Annotated in this window: 16 protein-coding genes and 1 tRNA gene; 5 read left to right on the top strand and 12 right to left on the bottom strand. The window is 63.4% G+C overall.

The features are described from left to right. Positions 1 to 175 precede the first annotated feature (175 nt). Together E8F06_RS11235 and E8F06_RS11230 are read right to left on the bottom strand one after the other, a co-directional pair. Positions 176 to 1264, bottom strand: a complete 1089-nt coding sequence (locus E8F06_RS11235) for an alpha-hydroxy acid oxidase (RefSeq protein ID WP_280367045.1) — start codon at positions 1262 to 1264, stop codon at positions 176 to 178. A gap of 177 nt (positions 1265 to 1441) precedes the next feature. Further along, positions 1442 to 2605, bottom strand: coding sequence for a type III PLP-dependent enzyme (locus tag E8F06_RS11230; protein WP_280367043.1), 1164 nt, complete (start codon positions 2603 to 2605; stop codon positions 1442 to 1444). A 598-nt stretch (positions 2606 to 3203) separates the two neighbouring features. Between E8F06_RS11230 and E8F06_RS11225 the strand changes: the two genes are divergently transcribed. Both E8F06_RS11225 and E8F06_RS11220 read left to right on the top strand, forming a co-directional pair. Next, positions 3204 to 4787, top strand: a complete 1584-nt coding sequence (locus E8F06_RS11225) for a peptide chain release factor 3 (RefSeq protein WP_280367041.1) — start codon at positions 3204 to 3206, stop codon at positions 4785 to 4787. Positions 4788 to 4923: 136 nt separating this feature from the next. After that, entirely contained in the window at positions 4924 to 5376 is a 453-nt protein-coding gene (locus tag E8F06_RS11220; RefSeq protein WP_280367039.1) for a transposase, read from the top strand. 64 nt (positions 5377 to 5440) lie between these two features. Here E8F06_RS11220 and E8F06_RS11215 read toward each other — a convergent pair whose 3' ends face one another. Next, entirely contained in the window at positions 5441 to 6454 is a 1014-nt protein-coding gene (locus tag E8F06_RS11215) for a succinylglutamate desuccinylase/aspartoacylase family protein (protein ID WP_280367038.1), read from the bottom strand. A 98-nt stretch (positions 6455 to 6552) separates the two neighbouring features. On the opposite strand from E8F06_RS11215, the gene E8F06_RS11210 reads away from it, so the two are divergent. Beyond that, positions 6553 to 7176, top strand: coding sequence for a TetR family transcriptional regulator C-terminal domain-containing protein (locus E8F06_RS11210; RefSeq protein WP_280367035.1), 624 nt, complete (start codon positions 6553 to 6555; stop codon positions 7174 to 7176). A gap of 120 nt (positions 7177 to 7296) precedes the next feature. On the opposite strand, the gene E8F06_RS11205 is transcribed toward E8F06_RS11210, so the two are convergent. The 4 genes from E8F06_RS11205 to E8F06_RS11190 form a co-directional block, all read right to left on the bottom strand. Continuing rightward, positions 7297 to 7992, bottom strand: a complete 696-nt coding sequence (locus tag E8F06_RS11205) for an ABC transporter permease subunit (RefSeq protein WP_151131905.1) — start codon at positions 7990 to 7992, stop codon at positions 7297 to 7299. 13 nt (positions 7993 to 8005) lie between these two features. Then, positions 8006 to 8716, bottom strand: a complete 711-nt coding sequence (locus tag E8F06_RS11200) for an ABC transporter permease subunit (RefSeq protein WP_280367033.1) — start codon at positions 8714 to 8716, stop codon at positions 8006 to 8008. 60 nt (positions 8717 to 8776) lie between these two features. Continuing rightward, positions 8777 to 9562, bottom strand: coding sequence for a transporter substrate-binding domain-containing protein (locus E8F06_RS11195; RefSeq protein ID WP_190827058.1), 786 nt, complete (start codon positions 9560 to 9562; stop codon positions 8777 to 8779). A 66-nt stretch (positions 9563 to 9628) separates the two neighbouring features. Then, on the bottom strand, positions 9629 to 11632 hold the full coding sequence (locus E8F06_RS11190; RefSeq protein ID WP_280367031.1) for an aminotransferase class I/II-fold pyridoxal phosphate-dependent enzyme: 2004 nt from the start codon (positions 11630 to 11632) through the stop codon (positions 9629 to 9631). A gap of 216 nt (positions 11633 to 11848) precedes the next feature. Here E8F06_RS11190 and E8F06_RS11185 point away from each other — a divergent pair, with 216 nt between their 5' ends. Further along, a complete protein-coding gene (locus tag E8F06_RS11185; RefSeq protein WP_280367361.1) occupies positions 11849 to 12634 on the top strand; it encodes a TatD family hydrolase in 786 nt (261 codons plus the stop codon). 209 nt (positions 12635 to 12843) lie between these two features. On the opposite strand, the gene E8F06_RS11180 is transcribed toward E8F06_RS11185, so the two are convergent. The 4 genes from E8F06_RS11180 to E8F06_RS11165 form a co-directional block, all read right to left on the bottom strand. Then, entirely contained in the window at positions 12844 to 14874 is a 2031-nt protein-coding gene (locus E8F06_RS11180; protein ID WP_280367028.1) for a methyl-accepting chemotaxis protein, read from the bottom strand. Between the two features lie 247 nt (positions 14875 to 15121). Further along, a complete protein-coding gene (ampE, locus tag E8F06_RS11175) occupies positions 15122 to 15958 on the bottom strand; it encodes a regulatory signaling modulator protein AmpE (RefSeq protein WP_280367026.1) in 837 nt (278 codons plus the stop codon). 16 nt (positions 15959 to 15974) lie between these two features. Then, positions 15975 to 16523: a 1,6-anhydro-N-acetylmuramyl-L-alanine amidase AmpD gene (ampD, locus tag E8F06_RS11170; protein WP_280367023.1), complete on the bottom strand. Its 549-nt coding sequence runs from the start codon at positions 16521 to 16523 to the stop codon at positions 15975 to 15977. Positions 16524 to 16762: 239 nt separating this feature from the next. Continuing rightward, entirely contained in the window at positions 16763 to 19057 is a 2295-nt protein-coding gene (locus E8F06_RS11165; RefSeq protein WP_280367020.1) for a DUF1631 domain-containing protein, read from the bottom strand. A 323-nt stretch (positions 19058 to 19380) separates the two neighbouring features. Between E8F06_RS11165 and nadC the strand changes: the two genes are divergently transcribed. Continuing rightward, positions 19381 to 20229, top strand: coding sequence for a carboxylating nicotinate-nucleotide diphosphorylase (gene nadC, locus E8F06_RS11160; RefSeq protein ID WP_280367018.1), 849 nt, complete (start codon positions 19381 to 19383; stop codon positions 20227 to 20229). Positions 20230 to 20284: 55 nt separating this feature from the next. Here nadC and E8F06_RS11155 read toward each other — a convergent pair. Then, positions 20285 to 20360 (bottom strand) — tRNA-Thr (locus E8F06_RS11155). Positions 20361 to 20382: the final 22 nt, after the last annotated feature.

The raw sequence follows: 20382 nt of genomic DNA, 5'->3' as shown, positions 1-20382 counted from the left end.
AAAGGAGAAATATTCCGCGCACGCGGCTTTCACCACGAAAACAGTGACCAGCAAGTCACATTTTCAACCCGGCGACTAGCAGGAATGGACGCGAGGATAAAAATCGACCAAGCCGATAGCCTCGATCTCATTGATTTCCCAGGCTTGTCGCCCATCGCAATGAAGTGTGCGCAGCTCAGCGCCAAATGAGCGAAGCGTCGATATCGGTCACTCTGGCGCAGCCGGTAAGCGCCATGGCCACCTCCAACTCGGTGCGCAGCAGGTGAAGCACATGGGCGACACCGGAAGCACCAGCGGTGGCCAGGCCGTGAACGTACGGCCGCCCGATCATCACCGCACTCGCCCCCAGGGCGATGGCCTTGAGCACATCGGTGCCCCGGCGAATGCCGCCATCCAGCAGGATCGGCACCCTGCCCTGCACCACGCTGGCGATGGCGGGAAGCACATCCAGGGTCGCGGGCATGCCGTCCAACGTACGCCCGCCGTGATTGGAAACCACCAGGCCTGCCACGCCCTGATCCACCGCCCGCGCCGCGTCCACGGGGTTCATCACCCCCTTGACCAGCACCGGCAGGCGCGTGAGTGATTGCAGCCACTCCAGGTCCTTCCAGGTTGGCGCGTGGTCCAGTAGCGGGCTGCCGAAGAGCGGTCTGGCGCCCGGCTGAGCGACGCTGGGCGGCAGGCTGCGCATGCCCCTCAGGTTGACCGCCTCAACGCCCTCGGGCAGGGCGAAGGCGGCACGTTGCTCGCGATTGCGCATGCCGTTGACGGGCGCATCCACCGTCACCACCAGGGCGCGATAACCGGCGGCTTCGGCACGTCGCACCAGCTCGCGGGTGAAGTCGCGGTCCGGCTGGATGTAGAGCTGGAACCAGAGCGGTGCATGCGCCGCCTGGGCGATGTCTTCAAGACTGACGCTGGCCTGGGTGCTGACCACCATGGCCGCCCCCATCGCCGAAGCGCCTAGGACGCTGGCCAGCTCGCCATCCGGGTGGGCCAGCTTCTGGAAGGCCACCGGGGCGAGGAGGATCGGGTAGTCGAGATCGAGCCCGCAGAGCCGAAGTCGCGTATGGCCGCCCTGCAGATTCCCCAGGACCCGGTTGAGCAGACGCATGCGCCGGAAGGCGGCGAGGTTTTCTGCCAGGGTCAGCTCATCCGCGGCACCACCGTTGAGGTAGGCCCATGCGGAAGGCGTCATGCGCTCGCGGGCGAAGGCTTCGTAATCGGCGACGGCGGCGATTTCGGCGGGTATCTGGACGGTCACGGCGGCAGGCACTCCAGGCCCGCTGGGAGCCGGTCGACAAGCGATTGCAAATGGAAATCGCACTCATCTTACTGCCACTGCGGGGCGCGCGAAATGACAGGCGCTGCGACACGGAATCGCCCCCACAAACGACAAGGCCCGCCATGAAGGCGGGCCTTGTCGGTAACGCTTGGCTGCTTACAGGTAGAAAGCCTTCAGCGGCGGGAAGCCGTTGAATTCCACCGCGCTGTAGCTGGTGGTGTAGGCGCCGGTGGACAGCCAGTACAGGCGGTCCTCAGCGGCCAGGTTCAGCGGCAGGCCGTACTTGTAGTTCTCGTACATGATGTCGGCGCTGTCGCAGGTCGGGCCGGCGATTACCACTTCTTCCATCTCGCCCTTCTTCTCGACCCAGATCGGGAACTTGATGGCTTCGTCCATGGTTTCGATCAGGCCGGAGAACTTGCCCACGTCGGTGTAGATCCAGCGCTCCACGGCGGTGCGCGACTTACGCGCCACCAGCACCACTTCGCTGACCAGGATGCCGGCGTTGGCGATCAGGGAACGGCCCGGCTCCAGGATGATTTCCGGCAGCTCGTCGCCGAAGTCTTCCTTGAGGAAGCGGATGATTTCCTCGGCGTAGGTTTCCAGGCTGTTGGTGCGCTGGATGTAGTTGGCCGGGAAGCCGCCGCCCATGTTGATCATCTGCAGGGTGATGCCGTCTTCTTCCTTCAGGCGCTCGAAGATCACCTTCACCTTGGCAATGGCGGCGTCCCACACGTCGATGTCGCGCTGTTGCGAGCCAACGTGGAAAGACACGCCGTAAGGCACCAGGCCCAGTTGCTTGGCGAGGATCAGCAGGTCCAGGGCCATGTCCGGGTTGCAACCGAACTTGCGCGACAGCGGCCAGTCAGCCGAGGTGGAACCTTCGGTGAGGATGCGCACGTAGACCTTGGCGCCCGGAGCGGCCTTGGCGATGTTACGCAGGTCGGCTTCGGAGTCGGTGGCGAACAGACGCACGCCCTTCTCGTAGAAGTAGCGGATGTCACGGGCTTTCTTGATGGTGTTGCCGTAGCTGATGCGCTCCGGGCCAACGCCGGTCTTCATCACCTTGTCCAGCTCATAGATGGAGGCGATGTCGAAGTTCGAGCCCTTGTCGCGCAGCAGCTCGGTGATTTCGGTGGCGGGGTTGGCCTTCACCGCGTAATAGACCTTGGCGAAGGGGAAGCAGCTCACCAGCTGGTCGTAGGAATCAGCGATGGTCTGCTTGTCGATCACTACGAACGGGGTTTCTTGCTTGTCGGCGAATGCCTTCATGCGCTGGAAAGTTGCGGACGAGAAATAGTCTTCGACCTTGATCGACATGCGAGGGACTCCATATGGCAAAACAAACAAAAGTTGTTAGGGGTGGCCCAGAGTTGCGTTGGACAACAGGCCTGAACGTCTGATCAGTTTCCCCACTTTGGTTCGCCTACTTCCCAAGGCATGTCGCCGAGGATTTTCAGTCATCTATGACCTCAAACCTCTCGTCGTCAGTACTTGAGCCGGATGGATCGTTGCCAGCATGGACGTTCGGGCGCGAACTTTAGGACCACAGGAACCGCAGATCAATCAAAAATTGCCGCTTTCTCGCATCCCTTTGTCGCATCACCAGTTGAATGTTTCAAATACTCAACAAAACGTTATGGAATGCTGCACAGACGCGGGTTTCAGGGTGATGACAGGGGGCTCGGGAGGGGCAAATTGAACACCCGTAGGAGCGAGCTTGCTCGCGAACAGCCCCAAGCACGATCTTTCGCGAGCAAGCTCGCTCCTACAAAAAGCGTGTAGGCCCGGCTGGTGATCCGGGCGTAGGGTGCCCCGACATGCCCGGCGGCGCTGATCGACCGTCCATTTCCCGTTATAATCCCGCGCTTTTCCGGGCCGTCCGCTGCCCGTCACATTTCCAGCCAGGCACGCACCCATGACCATCCAGGCCGCCGAAGTCGCGAAACGCCGCACCTTCGCCATCATTTCCCACCCCGACGCCGGTAAGACCACCATCACCGAGAAGCTGCTGCTGATGGGCAAGGCCATCGCCGTGGCCGGTACCGTGAAGTCGCGTAAATCCGACCGTCACGCCACCTCCGACTGGATGGAGATGGAAAAGCAGCGCGGCATCTCCATCACCACCTCGGTGATGCAGTTCCCCTACCGCGAGCACATGATCAACCTGCTCGACACCCCCGGCCACGAAGACTTCTCCGAAGACACCTACCGCACCCTGACCGCGGTGGACTCGGCGCTGATGGTCCTCGACGGCGGTAAGGGCGTAGAGCCGCGCACCATCGCCCTGATGGAAGTCTGCCGCCTGCGTGACACACCCATCGTCAGCTTCATCAACAAGCTGGACCGCGACATCCGCGACCCCATCGAGCTGCTCGACGAGATCGAAGCCGTCCTGAAGATCAAGGCTGCGCCGATCACCTGGCCGATCGGCTGCTACAAGGACTTCAAGGGCGTGTACCACCTGGCCCAGGACAAGATCATCGTCTACACCCCCGGCCACGGCCACGAACGCACCGAGATGAAGGTGATCGACAAGCTCGACTCGGATGAGGCCCGTGCCCACCTGGGCGACCTCTACGAGCGCTTCATCGAGGAGCTGGAACTGGTGCAGGGCGCCTGCCATGAGTTCGACAAGGAAGCCTTCCTCAAGGGCGAGCTGACCCCGGTGTTCTTCGGTACCGCACTGGGTAACTTCGGTGTCGACCAGGTGCTCGACTGCATCGTTGACTGGGCGCCGAAACCGCTGTCGCGTGCTACCCACGAGCGCAGCGTCGAGCCCACCGAAGAGAAGTTCTCCGGCTTCGTGTTCAAGATTCAGGCGAACATGGACCCGAAACACCGCGATCGCATCGCCTTCATGCGCATCTGCTCGGGCAAGTACGAGAAGGGCATGAAGATGCGCCACGTGCGCCTGGGCAAGGACGTGAAGATCGGCGACGCCCTGACCTTCTTCTCCAGCGAGCGTGAGCAGCTGGAAGAAGCCTTCGCCGGCGACATCATCGGCCTGCACAACCACGGCACCATCCAGATCGGCGACACCTTCACCGAAGGCGAGGCCCTGGGCTTCACCGGTATCCCGCACTTCGCCCCGGAACTCTTCCGCCGCGTACGCCTGAAGGACCCGCTGAAGTCCAAGCAGCTGCGCCAGGGCCTGCAGGAACTGGCCGAGGAAGGCGCCACCCAGGTGTTCTTCCCCGAGCGCAACAACGACATCATCCTCGGCGCCGTGGGCGTGCTGCAGTTCGATGTGGTCGCCAGCCGCCTGAAGGAGGAATACAAGGTCGAGTGCGCCTACGAGGCGATCAACGTCTGGTCGGCGCGCTGGATCGAGTGCAGCGACGAGAAGAAGCTCAAGGAGTTCCAGGACAAGGCCTTCGAGAACCTTGCCGTGGACGGCGGCGGCCACCTCACCTATCTGGCCCCGACCCGAGTGAACCTCAGCCTGATGGAAGAACGCTGGCCGGACGTGAAATTCCGCGCAACCCGCGAGCACCACTGACCGCGCGCTGTAGGAGCGAGCTTGCTCGCGAACCGGACCATCCGCTTCGCCAGCAAGCTGGCTCCTACACTCCCTCCCGTGCCCCTCTTGACGCCCTGAGCAAGCCTCCCTGTTTCGCCCACAGGGAGCTGAATGGATGCGCTATCAAGGAAGGAATCTGCGCAGAGGCCGCTTCTCCGAGCCCGGCCGAATATATCTCCTGACCACTGTTACCCATAACCGGAAGCCCCTGTTCACCAAGTGGAGTGCCGGCTGTCTGGTCGCCCGGGAGATTTACGCCATGCGGGACGGGCACTCGCTGGAAACCCTCGCTTGGGTATTGATGCCTGACCATCTGCATTGGCTCGTTCAGCTGCAGTCCGGAACTCTGGAACAGCACGTAAGACGACTGAAGTCCCGCTCAGCCATTGGCGTGAATGCACTTGCACGCAGCAGCGGCCAGCTTTGGCAGAAGGGCTTTCACGACCATGCGCTTCGCAGAGAGGAAGACGTGCGGACGGTAGCCCGCTATGTCATTGCCAATCCCTTGCGAGCCGGGCTTGTGGAGAAGCTGGGGGATTACCCTTTCTGGGATGCGATCTGGTTGTAGGAGCGAGCTTGCTCGCGAATCGGAGCCTCCCCTTCGCCAGCAAGCTGGCTCCTACATATGAGCGTTACGGGTCGAGCGCGCCTGAGGTCCAGGTGCTCGATGCTTCGGAGCCGGTGAACTTGGCGGCAATCGCCCCTGCCTGGATCAACCGGTCGCCATGGCGAGTGACCATCAGCCCGCTCTGAGGCGCCACCAGCCGATGCTCGCTGGAAGGATCGCCGGGCACGGCGACGATGCGCGCGAAACACTCTCCCGCCTGGACCAGATCCCCCAGTTCGCGCTCGAACACCAGCACCCCGGATGCGGGCGCGAAGACCGTTTCCATATGCCCGATGGGCACCGCCCTCCCCTGCCATGACGGCAACTGCACCGGCTCGGCGATCAGCCCGCGGACACAGAGGAAGCGGTAGATCCCATCGGCATCCTGCAGCGCCAGGGCGTCGCTCACGTCCCCTTGGCCGCGCAGCTCGACGGTGGACACCAGTCGCCCCTCGAAGCGCCCTTCCGCGAGCCAGGGCGCAATCACCACTTCCTCGAAGGCGCCATCGCTGTCGCCCTCCCAGATGATCGCCACTTCGGCCCCGAGCGCCGCTGCCAGGTCCTGCCCGGCGGGCCAGAAGCACTGATGCAGGTAAACGTACTGCAGCGCCTGCTCGTCCGTGTGCAGGTCGAGGACGATGTCGGCGTCCGCCGCGAGCACCGCCAGCGCCTTCTGCCAGGCCGCCAGGTTGCCCAACGGCCTTGCCTGCGCGAGCGACTCCGGGAAGCCTCGATTGAAATTCCTGCCGCTGGGCTCATGCAGCCGCCCGAGGATGCGCCCCTGGCGGAACTGGCCGATGCCCAGCGGATTGGCCTGGGGCACCACCGTCACGCAGCCGCGCAGCAGGCCCTTCTCGTCTGCTTCGATCAGGCGCGGCAGCAAATTGTGCAGCACCAGCATGCCGGCGATCTCATCGGCGTGGACACCCGCCTGCAGGTGAACCCTGGGGCCAGGCCTGCCACTGTCCAGGCGCCAGGCCGGTACCCGCAGCATGGCACCGGAATCCCCTGGCACGCAGAGCGATACGTCTTCGATCATGTCCTGTCTCCTCATGGTCGCCGGACCGGTCCGGACGGTTGGTTTGTCATCGAGCCAGGCGGTACTATCCCGGCCCATCGAGCGAAGGAAATCGCCCCTTGGATACGCCCCGCGAAAGACAGCCCCGCACCAACCCCGACGAACGCCGCGAGCATCTGGTGCGCGCCGCCCTGCGCTGCCTGGTCGCCGAGGGACATGCCGGCATTTCGGTGCGCCGGATCGCCAAGGAAGCCAATGTTGCCTTGGGGCTGATCAATCACTACTTCGGCAGTATCGACGCCCTGGTCGCCCAGGCCTACGAGACCCTCGCCAGTGAGGTCAACCAGGCACTGGTGGCGCGCATCGACGCGGCAGGGCCGGCGCCCGCTGCACGCCTTGAGGCCTTCCTCACCGGCTACTTCTCGCCGGTCACCCTCGACCCCGACCTGCTCAGCCCCTGGGTGGTGTTCTGGAGCCTGATCCGCCATTCCCCGCAGGTGAACGAAGCCCACGAACGCACCTACGGCGGCTCCCTGGTGCTGCTGGAGCAACTGCTCTCGGAACTGGCCAGGGAAGAAGGTTTTTCCATCGCCAAGCCACGCCTGGCAGCCATCGGCCTGTCGGCCATGCTCGACGGCCTGTGGCTGGAATGGTGTCTGAACCCCGCCAACTTCAGCGCCGAGGAAGGGTTGGAGATCAGCCGCCGCTGGGTCGACAGCCTGCGCCGTGGGGCTTATGCCTGACGCAATCCCGTAGGATGGGTTGAGCCTGCGATACCCATCATCACCATCGATGGGTATCGCTTCGCTCAACCCATCCTACGTAGCGAATGAATTCGCCCCCACAGGACAGGTCACCTTCGCCTAATTCGCGCGGCGGAACATGCTTCGCCGCTCCGCAAGACCAAAGCCCGTCTCGATCATGAAGGTCAGGCAGATATAGATGCCCGCCACCAGCAGCAACGGCTGGTAGATCTGGAAGGTTTGGGCACGCACCACGTTGGCGGCGCCCAGCAGGTCCACCACAGCCACGGTTGAAGCCAGCGCCGTGGACTTGAGCAGCATCACCGATTCACCGGCCAGCGTCGGCAGCAGCAGACGAATCGCCCTGGGCAGCCAGACGCGACACAGCACCAGGCGCTGGCGCATGCCGAAGGCAGCGGCGGCCTCCAGTTCGCCCCTGGGCACCGACTTCATGCCCCCGCGAATCACCTCCCCGACGTAGGCGCCTACCGAGAGCACCAGGGCGATGACGATGTACCAGAAGCCATCTCGCAGGTAGGGCCAGAGAAAGCTGCCACGGATCAGCGGGAACTGGGCGAACAGGCTGCCCAGGCCGTAATAGAAGATGTAGATCTGCACCAGCAGCGGCGTACCGCGAATCACGCTGGTGTAGGCGAGGCTCGTCCCCGCCAGCAGCGGATTGCGTGACATCCGCGCCAGGGCGACCAGCAGTGCCAGGGCGAAGCCCAGCACGGCGGAAATGACGAGGATGAGCAAAGTGGTGCCAAGGCCGTTGAGGAGCAACTTGCCGTAGTCGAAGATCCAGGTAGGGGTCATTGCCTGCCCTCACTCACACCGACGGAGCCCAGCGACGGAAGCGCCGCTCGAGCCAGCCGGAAAACAGGTTGGAGAGCACCGTCAGCACGTAATAGAACGCCGCCGCGGTGAGATAGAAGGTCAGGTAGGAGCGAGTGGAACCGGCCGCCTGTTTGGCAGTGAAGAGCAATTCGTTGGTGCCCACCACGCTGATCAGGGCGCTGTCCTTGATCAGGTTGACCCAGAGGTTGGCCATGCCCGCCAGTGCGTTGGGCGCCATGATCGGCAGGGTCACGCGGCGGAACAGGCTGAAGCCATTCAGGCCAAACGCGCGTGCTGCTTCGATCTGGCCATGGGGGATGGCCTGGATGGCGCCACGGAAGATTTCCGAGGCGTAGGCGCCCTGCACCAGCCCGAGTACGGCGATCGCCACCACGGTACCGTTGAGCTTGACGTCGCCGTGGCCCAGCCAGGCGAACAGCTGGTTCAGCCCCATCGAACCGACGTAGTAGAGCAACAGGATCAGCAACAGCTCGGGTACCGCCCGGCACAGGGTCGTGTAGCCGCGCATCAGTTGCGCCACGGGGCGCGGGCCATTGAGTTTGCCCATGGCGACGGCCAGGCCGATCAGCATGCCGACCAGGAAGGCGCCGACGGAAATCTGCAGGGTTACCCACAACCCCTTCAGCAGCGCCGGTCCCCAGCCCTGAGCACCGAAGCCGACCAGTTCAAAGTAAGACTGCATTGCAGGCCCTCATCGAGGCGGAAATGCGCCATCCCGGCCTGGCCGGGATGGCTCCGGAGGTCACTGCTTCGGCGCGACGCTGACGTCGAAGTACTTGGCGGAGATGGTCTTGTAGTCCTCGCTGGCCAGCAGCTTGCCGATTGCCTCGTCGAGTTTGGCCTTGAGGGCGGTGTCTTCCTTGCGCAGGCCGGCCCCAACACCGCGGCCGAACAGCGGGTCGTAGGGGACCATTCCCTTGTTCTCGATGCCAGCGGCCTGGGCATCGGGGGATTTGATGAAAGCGCTCACGGCGATGCCGTCGGCCATCATCAGGTCGATGCGCCCCGCCACCAGGTCGGCGTTCACCGAATCCTGGGTGTCGTAGTAGCGCACGTCAGCGATGCCTTCGTAGTACTTCTTCAGGTAGTTGGAACTCACGGTGGAGAGCTGTACGCCGATCGCCTTGCCCTTGAGTCCTTCCGGGGTGACGGCGAAATCCAGCGCTGCAGGTGCGGCGACTGCGACCGGGGTGTCGTAGTAGGCGCGGCTGAAGGCGATCTGTTTTTCGCGCTCCTCGGTCACAGACATGGAGTTGAAGATCACGTCGACCTTCTTCGCCATCAACGCGGGTATCAGCCCGTCCCAGGCCACCTCGTCGATCTCGCACTCGGCCTTCATCTGAGCACATAGGGCGCGGATCAGATCAGGCTCGAAGCCTGCCCACTGGCCATCCGGCTGTTTGCTGGAAAACGGCGGGTAGGGTTCGGCCGCCATCGCGAATTTCAGGGTCTCGGCCTGGGCGCCTGCCGCGCCGGCCATGAGCATTACTGCACCTGCCATCCAACGTGCCAGTTGAGACTTCTTCATGGTTTCCGCCCTGCTTGATGTTGTTGTGGTTAGAGCTTGTGGAATTGGCCGCACCGGCGGCCGGAGTCAGCGATTCTGGTGTGCGGTGACGAACTGCCGGCAGCGCTCGCTGCGCGGCCGCAGGAAGACCTCCTGGGGTGGCCCTTCTTCTTCGATCCGTCCCTGGTGAAGGAAAGCGACATGGCTGGAGACGTCGCGGGCGAAGGCCATTTCATGGGTGACCAGGATCATGGTGCGCCCCTCTTCGGCCAGGGAGCGGATCACCCGCAGCACCTCACCGACCAGTTCGGGATCGAGCGCCGAGGTAGGCTCGTCGAACAGCATCACCTTGGGCTCCACGGCGAGTGCACGGGCAATGGCTACCCGCTGCTGCTGGCCACCGGAGAGGAATGATGGGTATTCGTGGCGCTTGGCGGCCAGGCCGACCCGTTCCAGCAGGGCCTCGGCGCGATCGATGGCCTCGGCGCGGGTTTCGCGCAGGACCTGGATCGGCGCTTCGATCAGGTTTTCCAGAACGGTGCGGTGGGGCCAGAGGTTGAAGCTCTGGAACACCATGCCGAGCCGCGAGCGGATACGGGTCAGTTGTTTCTGGTCGGCCACCATGGGTTCGCCGATGCGATTGGTGGTGAGGCGGATGCTCTCCCCGTCGACCTTGACCGTGCCTTGGTTGGGAATTTCCAGCATGTTGATGCAGCGCAGCAGGGTGCTCTTGCCCGAACCACTGGCGCCGATCAGGGAGACGACGCCGCCCTCCCGAGCGGTCAGCGAAACACCCTTGAGCACTTCGAACTGGCCGAAGCGTTTGTGGATGGAATCCACCTCCACCATTTTCGGCCGCTCCGATCCGGACGCACTGGAGCCAGCTGCAGCGGCGGTAATGACCTCGATGACCGGGGACGACTTCAGGGTGGAGGCGAAGCGACGGATGCGCGCACAGGCATCAGCCAACTGCTCCTCACCCAGGCTGTAGGAGATCCGCACGAAACCGCTGGCGGCGGGGCCAAAGGCGGCGGCATCGAGGACCGCGACACCGGTTTCGCGGAACAGCTGCCAGGCGAATTCCAGGGAGCTCAGCCCGCTACCCCGCACATCCAGCAGCACGAACATGCCCGCCTCGGGCTTGAGCACCTTGAGCGGAGCGCAGTTCTGTAGCGCGTCCACCACCAGGTCGCGACGGCGCCGGTAAAGCTCGCGCATTTCAGCCGTCACCTGGTCGTAGGCGAGCACAGCGGCAAGCGCGGCTTCCTGCACGAAACCCGGAAGCCCGTAGAGCATGTTGAGCGCGAGGTTCTCGATGTGCGCCACCAGCGCCGGGCTGGCGACGGCCCAGCCGGTGCGCCAGCCGGTCATGGCGTGGGACTTGGACAGGCTGCCGATGCTCACGGTGCGCTCGCGCATGCCTTCCAGGGTGGCGAAGTATTGATGCGGCTGCTCGAAGGTGAGGCTCTCGTAGACCTCGTCCACCACCACCCACAGGTCGTGCTGTCGGGCCAGGTCCGCGATGGCCTGCATCTCTTCCGTGCTCAGCACCACGCCGGTCGGGTTGTTCGGGTTGGCGAAGAAGATGGCGCGGGTGCGCTCGCTGATGGCGCCCTTCAGAGCCTCCAGGTCGGGACGGAATCCGCCCGCCGCAGGGCAAGGCACCCGTACCAGATTGGCGCCGGTTGCCTTCAGGGTGGCTTCGTAGGTGACGTAGACCGGATCGAAGACGATCACTTCATCGCCCGCCTCCAGCAGGCACATGGCGGCCGCATAGAGGCCGTTCTGTGCACCCGCCACGAGGATCGCGCTGTCCGCCGACACCACCTGACCGGTAAGGCGGCCATGCAGGTCGGCAATGGCCTGGCGCAGCTCGGGGCGGCCGGCAACGTCGCAGTAATGGGTATCGCCGGCCCGAAGGGCTTCGATGGCCGCGTTGGTGATGGGTTCGGGGGTGGCGAAATCCGGGTCGCCAATGCTGAGGACTATCACGTCCTCGCCCGCACGCTGGGCGGCGATGGCCGCGTAGTGAATATCCCAGGCTGCTGTGCCTGGCCCTGCCATTCTCTCCACAAGCGAAGCGAAACGCATGTTCGGGCCCCATTGCAAATGGTGGAATCCGGGTCACGTGGTTGCATCTGCGAACCGGCGATTGGCCCCACCATAGCCAAGCATGAACGAGTGTTCAATAACTTTTTTCGCCTTGTTCTACCGGCCTCGCGCAATGCCCCGAGACAGAGCGGATGCACCAGAAAATTCGCCCCGAAAGCCCCGGAAATCGGCATGCCAGGCGGGTTCCGGCGGTATATGCTGGCGCTCATGCTGATCGATACCCACAACCACCTGGACTTCCCCGACTTCGACGCCGACCGCGCTGAGGTGTTGGCGCGCTGCCGCGCTCTGGGCGTACGGCGCCAGGTCCTGCTTGGGGTGTTCCGCGACAACTGGCAGCGGGTCTGGGAGATGGCCAACGCCGAGGAAGGCTTCTACACCGCCCTCGGCCTGCATCCGGTCTATCTGGCGCAACACCGGGACGACCATCTGCTCGAGCTACGCGAGTGGCTGGATCGCCATGCAGGCCATCCGAAGCTCTGCGCCGTGGGAGAAATCGGCCTGGACTATTTCGTCCCCGAACTGGACCGCAACGCCCAGCAGCACCTGTTCGAAGCTCAGTTGACCCTGGCGGCCGAGTTCGAATTGCCGCCCCTGCTCCATGTCCGGCGCAGCCACGCGGCGGTGATCGCCACCCTCAAGCGCTTCCGCCTCAAACGCCCCGGCATCGTCCATGCTTTCGCCGGCAGCGTCGAAGAGGCGAAGGAATACCGCAAGCTGGGCTTCCGCCTCGGCCTCGGTGGCGCCCCCACCTGGCCCCAGGCCAATCGCCTGCGCAAGGTGGTGGCCCAGTTGCCGCTGGAAGACATCGTGCTGGAAACCGACTCGCCGGACATGGCGCCCGCCATGCACCCTTACGGTCGCAACAGTCCGGAATTCCTGCCGGACATCTGCGCGGCACTGGCGGAGATTCGCGGTGTCACACCCGAGGAACTGGCCGAGGCCAGTACGCGCAATGCCTGCGAGGTGTTCGGTTGGTAGCCCCGCGGCGGGGCGGCTTCTGCCTTGTGGGGGCATTTGTAGGTTGGGTAGAGGAACGAAACCCAACATTTCGCGGTTGATGCCGGGCGCGTTGGGCCTCGCTGCGCTCGGACCAACCTACGGGGCCGCTGCTGAATTCGCCCCTACAGAAACGCGAACACCGCCCACAAAAAAGCCCGCCGATTGGCGGGCTTTTTCATTTCGGAGCATCAAACGCGGAACGCGCCGATCAACTGCTTGAGCTGAGCCACCTGGCCGGACAGCTCGCGGCTCGCCTGCTCGGTCTGGTTCGCCCCCAATGCGGTGCGCTCACCCGCGTGGTTGATCTCGACGATGTTCTGGTCGATGTCGTGGGCCACGGCGGTCTGCTGCTCTGCAGCGGCAGCGATCTGCTGGTTCTGGTCGACGATCATGCCCACCGCGCCGAGGATGTTCTCCAGCGCCGCCTGCACCTTGCCGGACTGGCTGACGGTGCCATCGGCCATCTGGTGGCTGGTGTTCATCGCCTTCACCGCCGCACCAACGCCACCTTGCAGCCGGACGATCATCTGCTCGATTTCCTCGGTGGACTGCTGGGTACGCTTGGCCAGGGTGCGGACCTCATCCGCCACCACAGCAAAACCGCGCCCCTGCTCGCCGGCGCGCGCTGCTTCGATGGCGGCGTTCAGGGCCAGCAGGTTGGTCTGCTCGGCAATGCCCTTGATCACTTCCAGAACACGGCTGATGGAAGCGCTGTCGGCCGCCAGTTGGTTGATCACGTTCACCGACTGGTCGATCTCGCTGGCCAGCTTCTCGATACTGCCCAGCTGGGACTCCACCAGTGCGCGGCCACTGACGGTTTCCTGGTTGACGCTCTGCGCGCTGTCCACCGCCTGAGCGGCGCTGCGCGCGACCTCCTGCGCGGTGGCGGACATCTGGTTCATGGCCGTGGCCACTTGTTCGATCTGGCTGCGCTGCCCGGCCACCGCCTGATTGCTTTCGCCGGAAACCTGCTCCACGCGGCCAGCCTGGCGTTCCACTTCCGCCACGGTATGGCCCACCAACTCGATCAGGTCATGGATCTTCGCCACGGTGCCGTTGAACACCTGGCCCAATTCGCCCAGTTCGTCGCGGCTTTCGGCGCGGAAACTGACCGTCATGTCGCCGCCGGCGACCTGGTCCATCACCTTGCCCAGGCTCTTCAGTGTGGTGCGGGTGGAGACGTAGAAACCGCTGTAGAGGTAGACGATGGCGAGGAACACCACCAGCAGCGCTACGACCAGCAGAACGGTCTGTACGCGCTTGCCGGCGAGGCGGCTTTCCAGCTCGGCCTTGAGGAAAGCCAGGGAGCCGTCGTTGAGCTGGTAGGTCTTCTCCAGCGAGGCGCTGACCTGGTCGTAGAACTGCTGCCACGGCGTGCTGAGGGTGTCGGCCATGATCACCTGATCTTCGAACAGGGACGCGCTCTGCTTGATGGTGTCGCGGCTGGCGGTGGCCAGGCCGTCCAGGGCCTGGTGACCACGCGGGCTGCCATCCAGGGCATCGGCGATCTTCAGGCCGTACTCGGCGTTGAGCTTGTCCAGGTCCAGCAGCAGGTCGTCCAGCTTGGTGCTGGCGGCCGAGTTGAGGAAGCCCTGACCAAGGGAATAGGCGCCGATGGCGCGGCCCTTGCCGAGGGCCATGGTCACCTGCGGCGTGGCTGTAGTGATCAGCTCGGTGATCTGGCGCACGTCGGCCTGGTCGTCCTGGCTGAGGCCCGCTTGGGCGGCAACGAACTTGATGAAGACCTGGGCATTGCCCAGCAGCTTCTCGATCATCGCGCTCTTGCTCTGCAGCGAGGTTTCGCCCTTGGCGGTCTGCAGGGCGTTGAGCAGTTCGTCGCGCTTGGTGTTGAAGGCCTCGACCTGCTCGGGTTCAGAGACCACCGGCGCCAGGCCCTGGAGGGTCGAGAGCAGTTCCTGCTCAAGCGCTACGATGCGCTTTTCCAGATCCCCGGCCTGGCCGGACTGGCCGATCATCGAGTTGATCAGGACCAGGTCGTTGAGGCTCTCCAGGCTGCGGCGCAAGTTCAGGCTGGCACCCAGCAGGTCGAGGCTCTGCAGTTCGGAGCGGGTACTGACGAATTGACGGTAGGAGTCGCGCACCAGATAGAAGTTGGTGATCAACATCGGCAGGAAGAACAGAACACTGATCAGACTGAACTTCATCCCGAAGCTGAGGCGGTTCATCAGCGCGATGGCAGGATACAACAGGGTCTTCACGAGACGTCTCCTGTTCTCATTTATTGTTATGGGCGCGCTCTGATCGGCTGACAGCGCTCAGCCAGGGCCAGGCAGCATCCCCACGCTGCAAGGCGGCCGTCAGACTCAGTCAGATGATTCTGTGAGCTAAGTCAGAAAATTCTGGCGCGCTCATCTGTGTACCCGATATCGGCAGGAGTTTCTGTAACTAAAGGTTAATCGAGGCGGGACCCGCCCGGCGGTGGCACGGGCGGGCGAAAGGTGGGGATCAGAAGAATAGGGCCCAGACGGCGAAGCCGGCGTACCAGACCACGGCGGCACGAACCAGCAATTGCCAGAGGGCGTCCAGGGTTGCGACACCCAGGTCACCAGTGGTGGGCTCCGGCAATTCGGCAGCAGCACGGCCAGCCAGCTCGATGTAGCGTCGCGCCGAAATCTCCCAGCTCAGCAGCTCATGCAGCAGCACCCTGCTGACACCGACGAAATTGCCCACCAGCGAGAAACTGGCCGCCAATACTCGCACCGGCAACCAATCGAAGGCATGACGGATCATTTCGGCTTGCTCGCGCAGAGCGGGCGCGGAGGCATTCTCCGAGGCGAGGGCGAGCAAGCGGTAGGCCAATGCCGCCACCGGACCGAGCAGCGCGTACCAGAAGATCACGGCGAAAAAGCCCTGATAGGCCTGCCACAGCTGGTAGCCCTGCACTTGTTGCAGGAGGTCGCTGCCCTCATCCGCTTCCAGCCCGAGATCGCGCTCGGCGACATGGTAGGCGCCCTGGGTATCTCCGCGTCGCCAGGCATCGCGGAAGGGACCGATATCGGCCAGCACGTCGCCACGGCCAAGGCTGTAGATGATCACCAGCAGGTGCACCGGCAGCGCCAGCCAGCCATAGGCAATGGGCTCCAGGGCCAGAAGCACCAGCGCAAGCAGCACCAGGGGCAACAGCACCAGCAGCCCCAGGATCGCCCAGGGGCGCTCGTTCATACGCGGATTGGCCTCGGCCTTGGCCAGTTCCCTCAGCCAGAAACCATCCTGCTGGATATGCCGGCGCCAAGCGGAGAACTTCTCGATCCAGAGCACCAGCAACAACACCAGAAAATACATGGGTCCCTCCTTGTTCCTATTGTTTGAGCGCAGCCCGCAAACGCTCCCAATCAAACGCCGGCCCCGGGTCGGTCTTGCGCCCGGGAGCGATGTCACTATGGCCGCAGATGCGTTCAGGCGTGATGGCCGGATAGGCAAGCCGCAGCTGCTCTACCAATGCGATCAGCGAAGCGTACTGAGGTTCCGTGAACGCCAGGTCATCGGTGCCTTCCAGCTCTATCCCCAAGGAAAAGTCATTGCAGTTCTCCCGCCCTTCGAACAGGGACACGCCGGCATGCCATGCACGCTCCTGGCAGGAAACGAATTGGGTGACGGCGCCATCGCGTTCGATCAGGAAATGTGCGGACACCTTGAGATCGCGGATGCCTTCGAAATAGGGATGTTCGCTGGGGTCGAGGCGGTTCTGGAAGAACTCCTGCACCTTGCCCGTGCCGAACTGGGCGGGCGGCAGGCTGATGTTGTGGATCACCAGCAGGGACACTTCCCCCTGCGGGCGACTATTGAAGTTGGGCGATGGGCATTGGCTGATGCCCTGGCACCAACCGGATGCGGGGTCCAGCTGCATGTCGGCTCCTTGGTCTGCTGCCCACTTTAGGCGCAGTGGAGCCATTTTAGCGAGAGGCGAGCAACAGCTGACATCCGTAGGCTGAACTCTGCGAAGCCCAACGCGCAGGGTAGAGGCATGGTCATGTTGGGTTTCGCTTCGCTCTACCGCAACCTACAAAAGCGGGTGTGCAGAAGCCCCGTAGGTTGGCGCAGAGCGAAGCGAAGCCCAACGATTCACTGTCGGCCCTTTGCGTCGGCTCAAGCCCCCTTGAGCCGACGCAGGTTGCCGATCACCGACTCCAGCGCGCGATCGAACAGCAAGGCATCGTCCAGCAACCGGATGGCTTGGCGACGGAACTCCACGGCCAGGCTCATACGGGTCTTTTCCAGCACCTTCATGCCGGTGCGATTGACGAAGATGTACTTGCCGGTGGGCTTGATCAGCGCCGCCAGCTTGCAACGCAGCTTGTGCTCTTCGTCTTCCTGGAATTCGACCCAGCTGCCGACTCGCAGGTTGTCGACGAAGCCGAGTGCTTCTTCATCATCCGCGAGGCAGTTCTCGGGTTCCTGCACCTGCGTCTCGCCGGGAGAGACCAGGACGATCTCCTCGACCACTGCGACCATGGCCGGCATCGCTTCCTCCTCCACCTCTTCCTCGTCCGGCAGGTCGAGCAGCAGGGGCGGAGATTCCAGGCCGTCGTTGGCGAGTACTTCCACCGGCTCGGGTTTGCGGAACCGCTGGAAGGCCTGAACGTGCAGCGCTTCCAGCTGGCTGAAGAATTCGCTGGTGGAGAACGGATCGAACGCAGCGCTGGCCAGCCCCTCGCGCAGGGACTTGAGCAGCCCCGGCACCAGCTCCAAAAGGCGGGCACGCGCCTCTGGCGCCTCGTGGGGTTCCACGCTCCAGATCAGGTCATCCATGGTCTGCTGGGCGGACTGCCATTCGGCCGACTCCACGCCGTGCTTGAGGCAGGTCAGCAGCATGACCTTGCTCCAGGCCTCCTGCAGCAGGCGCACCACCACTTCCGGCAAGGTACGGCCGAGCAGGCGCTGGTTGAGCGCTTCTTCTACCTGCCGGCGAGCCAGTTCGGCCTTGGCGCGGCCCTCTTCGGCATCGCGGGTGCGCTGCTCCAGCAATTCGCTGCGACGACGCTCATCGCCGGTATAGGCGAGGAACTCGGAGAGGAGATCGGAGAAGATCGTCGGGTCATCGACGAAATCGTTCAGCAGACGCTGCACCACCTGTTCGATACGGTGGTAAAGGCTGTCGCGCTGGGCGTCATCCTGTTCCACCCAACCCAGGGCGGCGGAGGCAATCTCGTTGAGCAGACGGCGAGCCGGGTGACTGCCGCGGCTGAAAAAGGTCTTGTCCAGCAAGGCGACCTTGAGCATCGGAATCTGCATCCGGCCGATCAGGGCCTTGAGCGAATCCGGCAGGGTGCGGTCGTCGAGGATGAACTCGAAAAGCATGGACACCAGGTTGATGACGTCATCGTCCACCTGCCCCACCACCCGCGCCCGGCCACTGCGGGCGCTGGCACGAGTGAGCAGTTGGTCGAGGCTCAGACGCAGGTCGTAGTCATCATTGTGCTGCTGCGGCAGGTGCTGCTGCAGGTGCGAAAGAAGACGCATCAGGTCGAGGCTACTGACCGGTACCGCATCGGCCGGATAATCCCGGCGCGGCAACACACTGCTGCCACGTACCTGGGACAGCAGGCCCTGGAGCACGCCGAAGACTTCCTGCACACCTTCTTCGGAAACCTGGCCAGCGCTTGCTGCAGTGCCAACCTGGGGTTGGGAGTGCGGTTGGGCCGGGCTCCCGGCAGTGCTGGAACGCTCCGGCTGGCGTCGGGCCGGTGCAGAGCGCAACTCCGGGAGCACGCCGGCAGTGACCAGCAACTGGTTGGCTTCAGCGTAAACCTGGTCGAGTTCCGTAAGGACGTACTTCTCGAACAGCTTGAGAATGATCAGCTTGACCTTGATCTCCACGCCCAGGCTGCGGCAGGCGTCGAGGAACGTCTCGCACAGCAGGCGCGGACCCAGCGGGTTGCTCTTGTCTTCGATCTTCTTGCTGACAAGGGTGTTGAAACGCGCCGTGAGGTGGCCGAGGGCGATGCCATCGCGATTGACGACCTTGGCCACCATGGCGTCCAGAGCCACGACTTCTTCTAGTTCGTCGTTCTGCACCAGGGACAGGCTGTCGAAAGACACCGCGTCCAGCTTCGGAGCTGCGCCTATTTCATATTGATTAAGGGAAGAAAATGACTCGAAGACCTTCTGCAGGAAGGTCCGCTCGATGCTCTTGCGCTTGAGGCGAAGGTCGCGCATCGCCTCGAAGAAGGCGTTCTGCTCGGCGTTGCTGGTGGCACGGTCCGCCATCTCGAAGAGGGTGTCGTCCGCATTGTCGAACAGCACCTGAAGCGCCTGCTTCAGCTGCAATGCCACTTTGTCACGCACCTGGATCAAGGCCACGGGCAGCCTTCCTACCGGTGAGGTTGGCGATTGCTGGGTGGCCCCCTTGTTCAGCGGCACCACCTTAGCGTCGGTCTGCATCATGAGCCTCCCGCAGGCCGGACCCTTCCGAAGGGTTTATCGGACCGCAATTCGAACATGGGGAGTCATCCATAACGTCAAGCATCTGGCGTCAAAAATAGAAATTTCCGATGTCATTATATGGATGATGCTGTGACAACCAAGCGGAGATTTCCTACAGACATGAATCAAGTCACAGATGCAGGGATTTCGACCGACCGACGCACAGCACACCGGACGCACTCATCAGTATCTAGCAGAAAGCACGAACCGCTTGTTCCCCGGCGCTGCACCGACCGTCGGCAGCCTTTATAATCGCCGCCTTCCTGCCTGCGGAGCCCACCATGCCCAACCTTCTCCTCGCTGACCTCACCGCTGAAATCGAGGCCAACGTACGTACCGCCCTCCAGGAAGACATCGGCAGTGGCGACATCACCGCCCAACTCATCCCCGAGGATCGCCAGGCCCGCGCCACCGTGATCACCCGTGAGGCGGCCATCATCAGCGGCACCGCTTGGGTAAATGAAGTATTCCGGCAGATCGATCCACGCGTGAAAGTCGAGTGGCAGGTGCAGGACGGTGCTCGTGCTGAGGCCAACCAGGCACTCTTCCACCTCGAAGGCCCGGCCCGCGCCCTGCTCAGCGGCGAGCGCAGCGCGCTGAACTTCCTCCAGTGCCTGTCGGGCGTCGCCACCCGCGTCGGCCACTACATGGAAATGGTGAAGGGCACCCAGGTAAAACTCCTCGACACCCGCAAGACCCTGCCCGGCCTGCGCCTGGCCCAGAAGTACGCTGTGACCTGCGGCGGCGGCCACAACCACCGCATCGGCCTCTACGATGCCTTCCTCATCAAGGAAAACCACATCGCGGCCTCCGGCGGCATCGCCCAGGCCATCGAAGCCGCCCACCGCATCGCGCCCGGCAAGCCGGTGGAAGTGGAAGTGGAGAGCCTGGACGAACTCCAGCAGGCCCTCGACGCTGGCGCCGACATCATCATGCTCGACGAACTCAGCCTCGACGACATGCGCACCGCCGTCACCCTCACCAACGGCAGCGCCAAGCTAGAAGCCTCCGGCGGCGTCAACGAAACCACCCTGCGCACCATCGCCGAAACGGGTGTCGACTACGTCTCCATCGGCACCCTGACAAAAGACGTCAAGGCCATCGACCTCTCGATGCGACTCAGCCTCTGAACCAAACGCCAGACAACAAAAAGCCCCGCAATTGCGGGGCTTTTTGTTTGGATCATGGTGCCGGTAAGAGGAATCGAACCCCCGACCTTCTCATTACGAATGAGCTGCTCTACCGACTGAGCTACACCGGCGGCGGGCTGCAAGCTATCACCT

Origin of the sequence: Pseudomonas sp. BN411 (genome assembly GCF_029871235.1) — a bacterium.
Taxonomy (GTDB): Bacteria; Pseudomonadota; Gammaproteobacteria; order Pseudomonadales; family Pseudomonadaceae; genus Metapseudomonas.
Note: the sequence above shows the minus strand (reverse complement) of the source record. Positions and strands in the feature narration are given on the sequence as shown.

Excerpts from the sequence above, each read along its gene's own strand:
- E8F06_RS11190 (WP_280367031.1), bottom strand. The coding sequence starts at position 11,632 with ATGCGTTTCGCTTCGCTTGTGGAGAGAATGGCAGGGCCAGGCACAGCA.
- E8F06_RS11220 (WP_280367039.1), top strand. The coding sequence starts at position 4,924 with ATGCGCTATCAAGGAAGGAATCTGCGCAGAGGCCGCTTCTCCGAGCCC.
- E8F06_RS11195 (WP_190827058.1), bottom strand. The coding sequence starts at position 9,562 with ATGAAGAAGTCTCAACTGGCACGTTGGATGGCAGGTGCAGTAATGCTC.
- nadC (WP_280367018.1), top strand. The coding sequence starts at position 19,381 with ATGCCCAACCTTCTCCTCGCTGACCTCACCGCTGAAATCGAGGCCAAC.
- E8F06_RS11200 (WP_280367033.1), bottom strand. The coding sequence starts at position 8,716 with ATGCAGTCTTACTTTGAACTGGTCGGCTTCGGTGCTCAGGGCTGGGGA.
- E8F06_RS11225 (WP_280367041.1), top strand. The coding sequence starts at position 3,204 with ATGACCATCCAGGCCGCCGAAGTCGCGAAACGCCGCACCTTCGCCATC.
- E8F06_RS11165 (WP_280367020.1), bottom strand. The coding sequence starts at position 19,057 with ATGCAGACCGACGCTAAGGTGGTGCCGCTGAACAAGGGGGCCACCCAG.
- ampD (WP_280367023.1), bottom strand. The coding sequence starts at position 16,523 with ATGCAGCTGGACCCCGCATCCGGTTGGTGCCAGGGCATCAGCCAATGC.
- ampE (WP_280367026.1), bottom strand. The coding sequence starts at position 15,958 with ATGTATTTTCTGGTGTTGTTGCTGGTGCTCTGGATCGAGAAGTTCTCC.
- E8F06_RS11215 (WP_280367038.1), bottom strand. The coding sequence starts at position 6,454 with ATGATCGAAGACGTATCGCTCTGCGTGCCAGGGGATTCCGGTGCCATG.
- E8F06_RS11185 (WP_280367361.1), top strand. The coding sequence starts at position 11,849 with ATGCTGGCGCTCATGCTGATCGATACCCACAACCACCTGGACTTCCCC.
- E8F06_RS11205 (WP_151131905.1), bottom strand. The coding sequence starts at position 7,992 with ATGACCCCTACCTGGATCTTCGACTACGGCAAGTTGCTCCTCAACGGC.
- E8F06_RS11230 (WP_280367043.1), bottom strand. The coding sequence starts at position 2,605 with ATGTCGATCAAGGTCGAAGACTATTTCTCGTCCGCAACTTTCCAGCGC.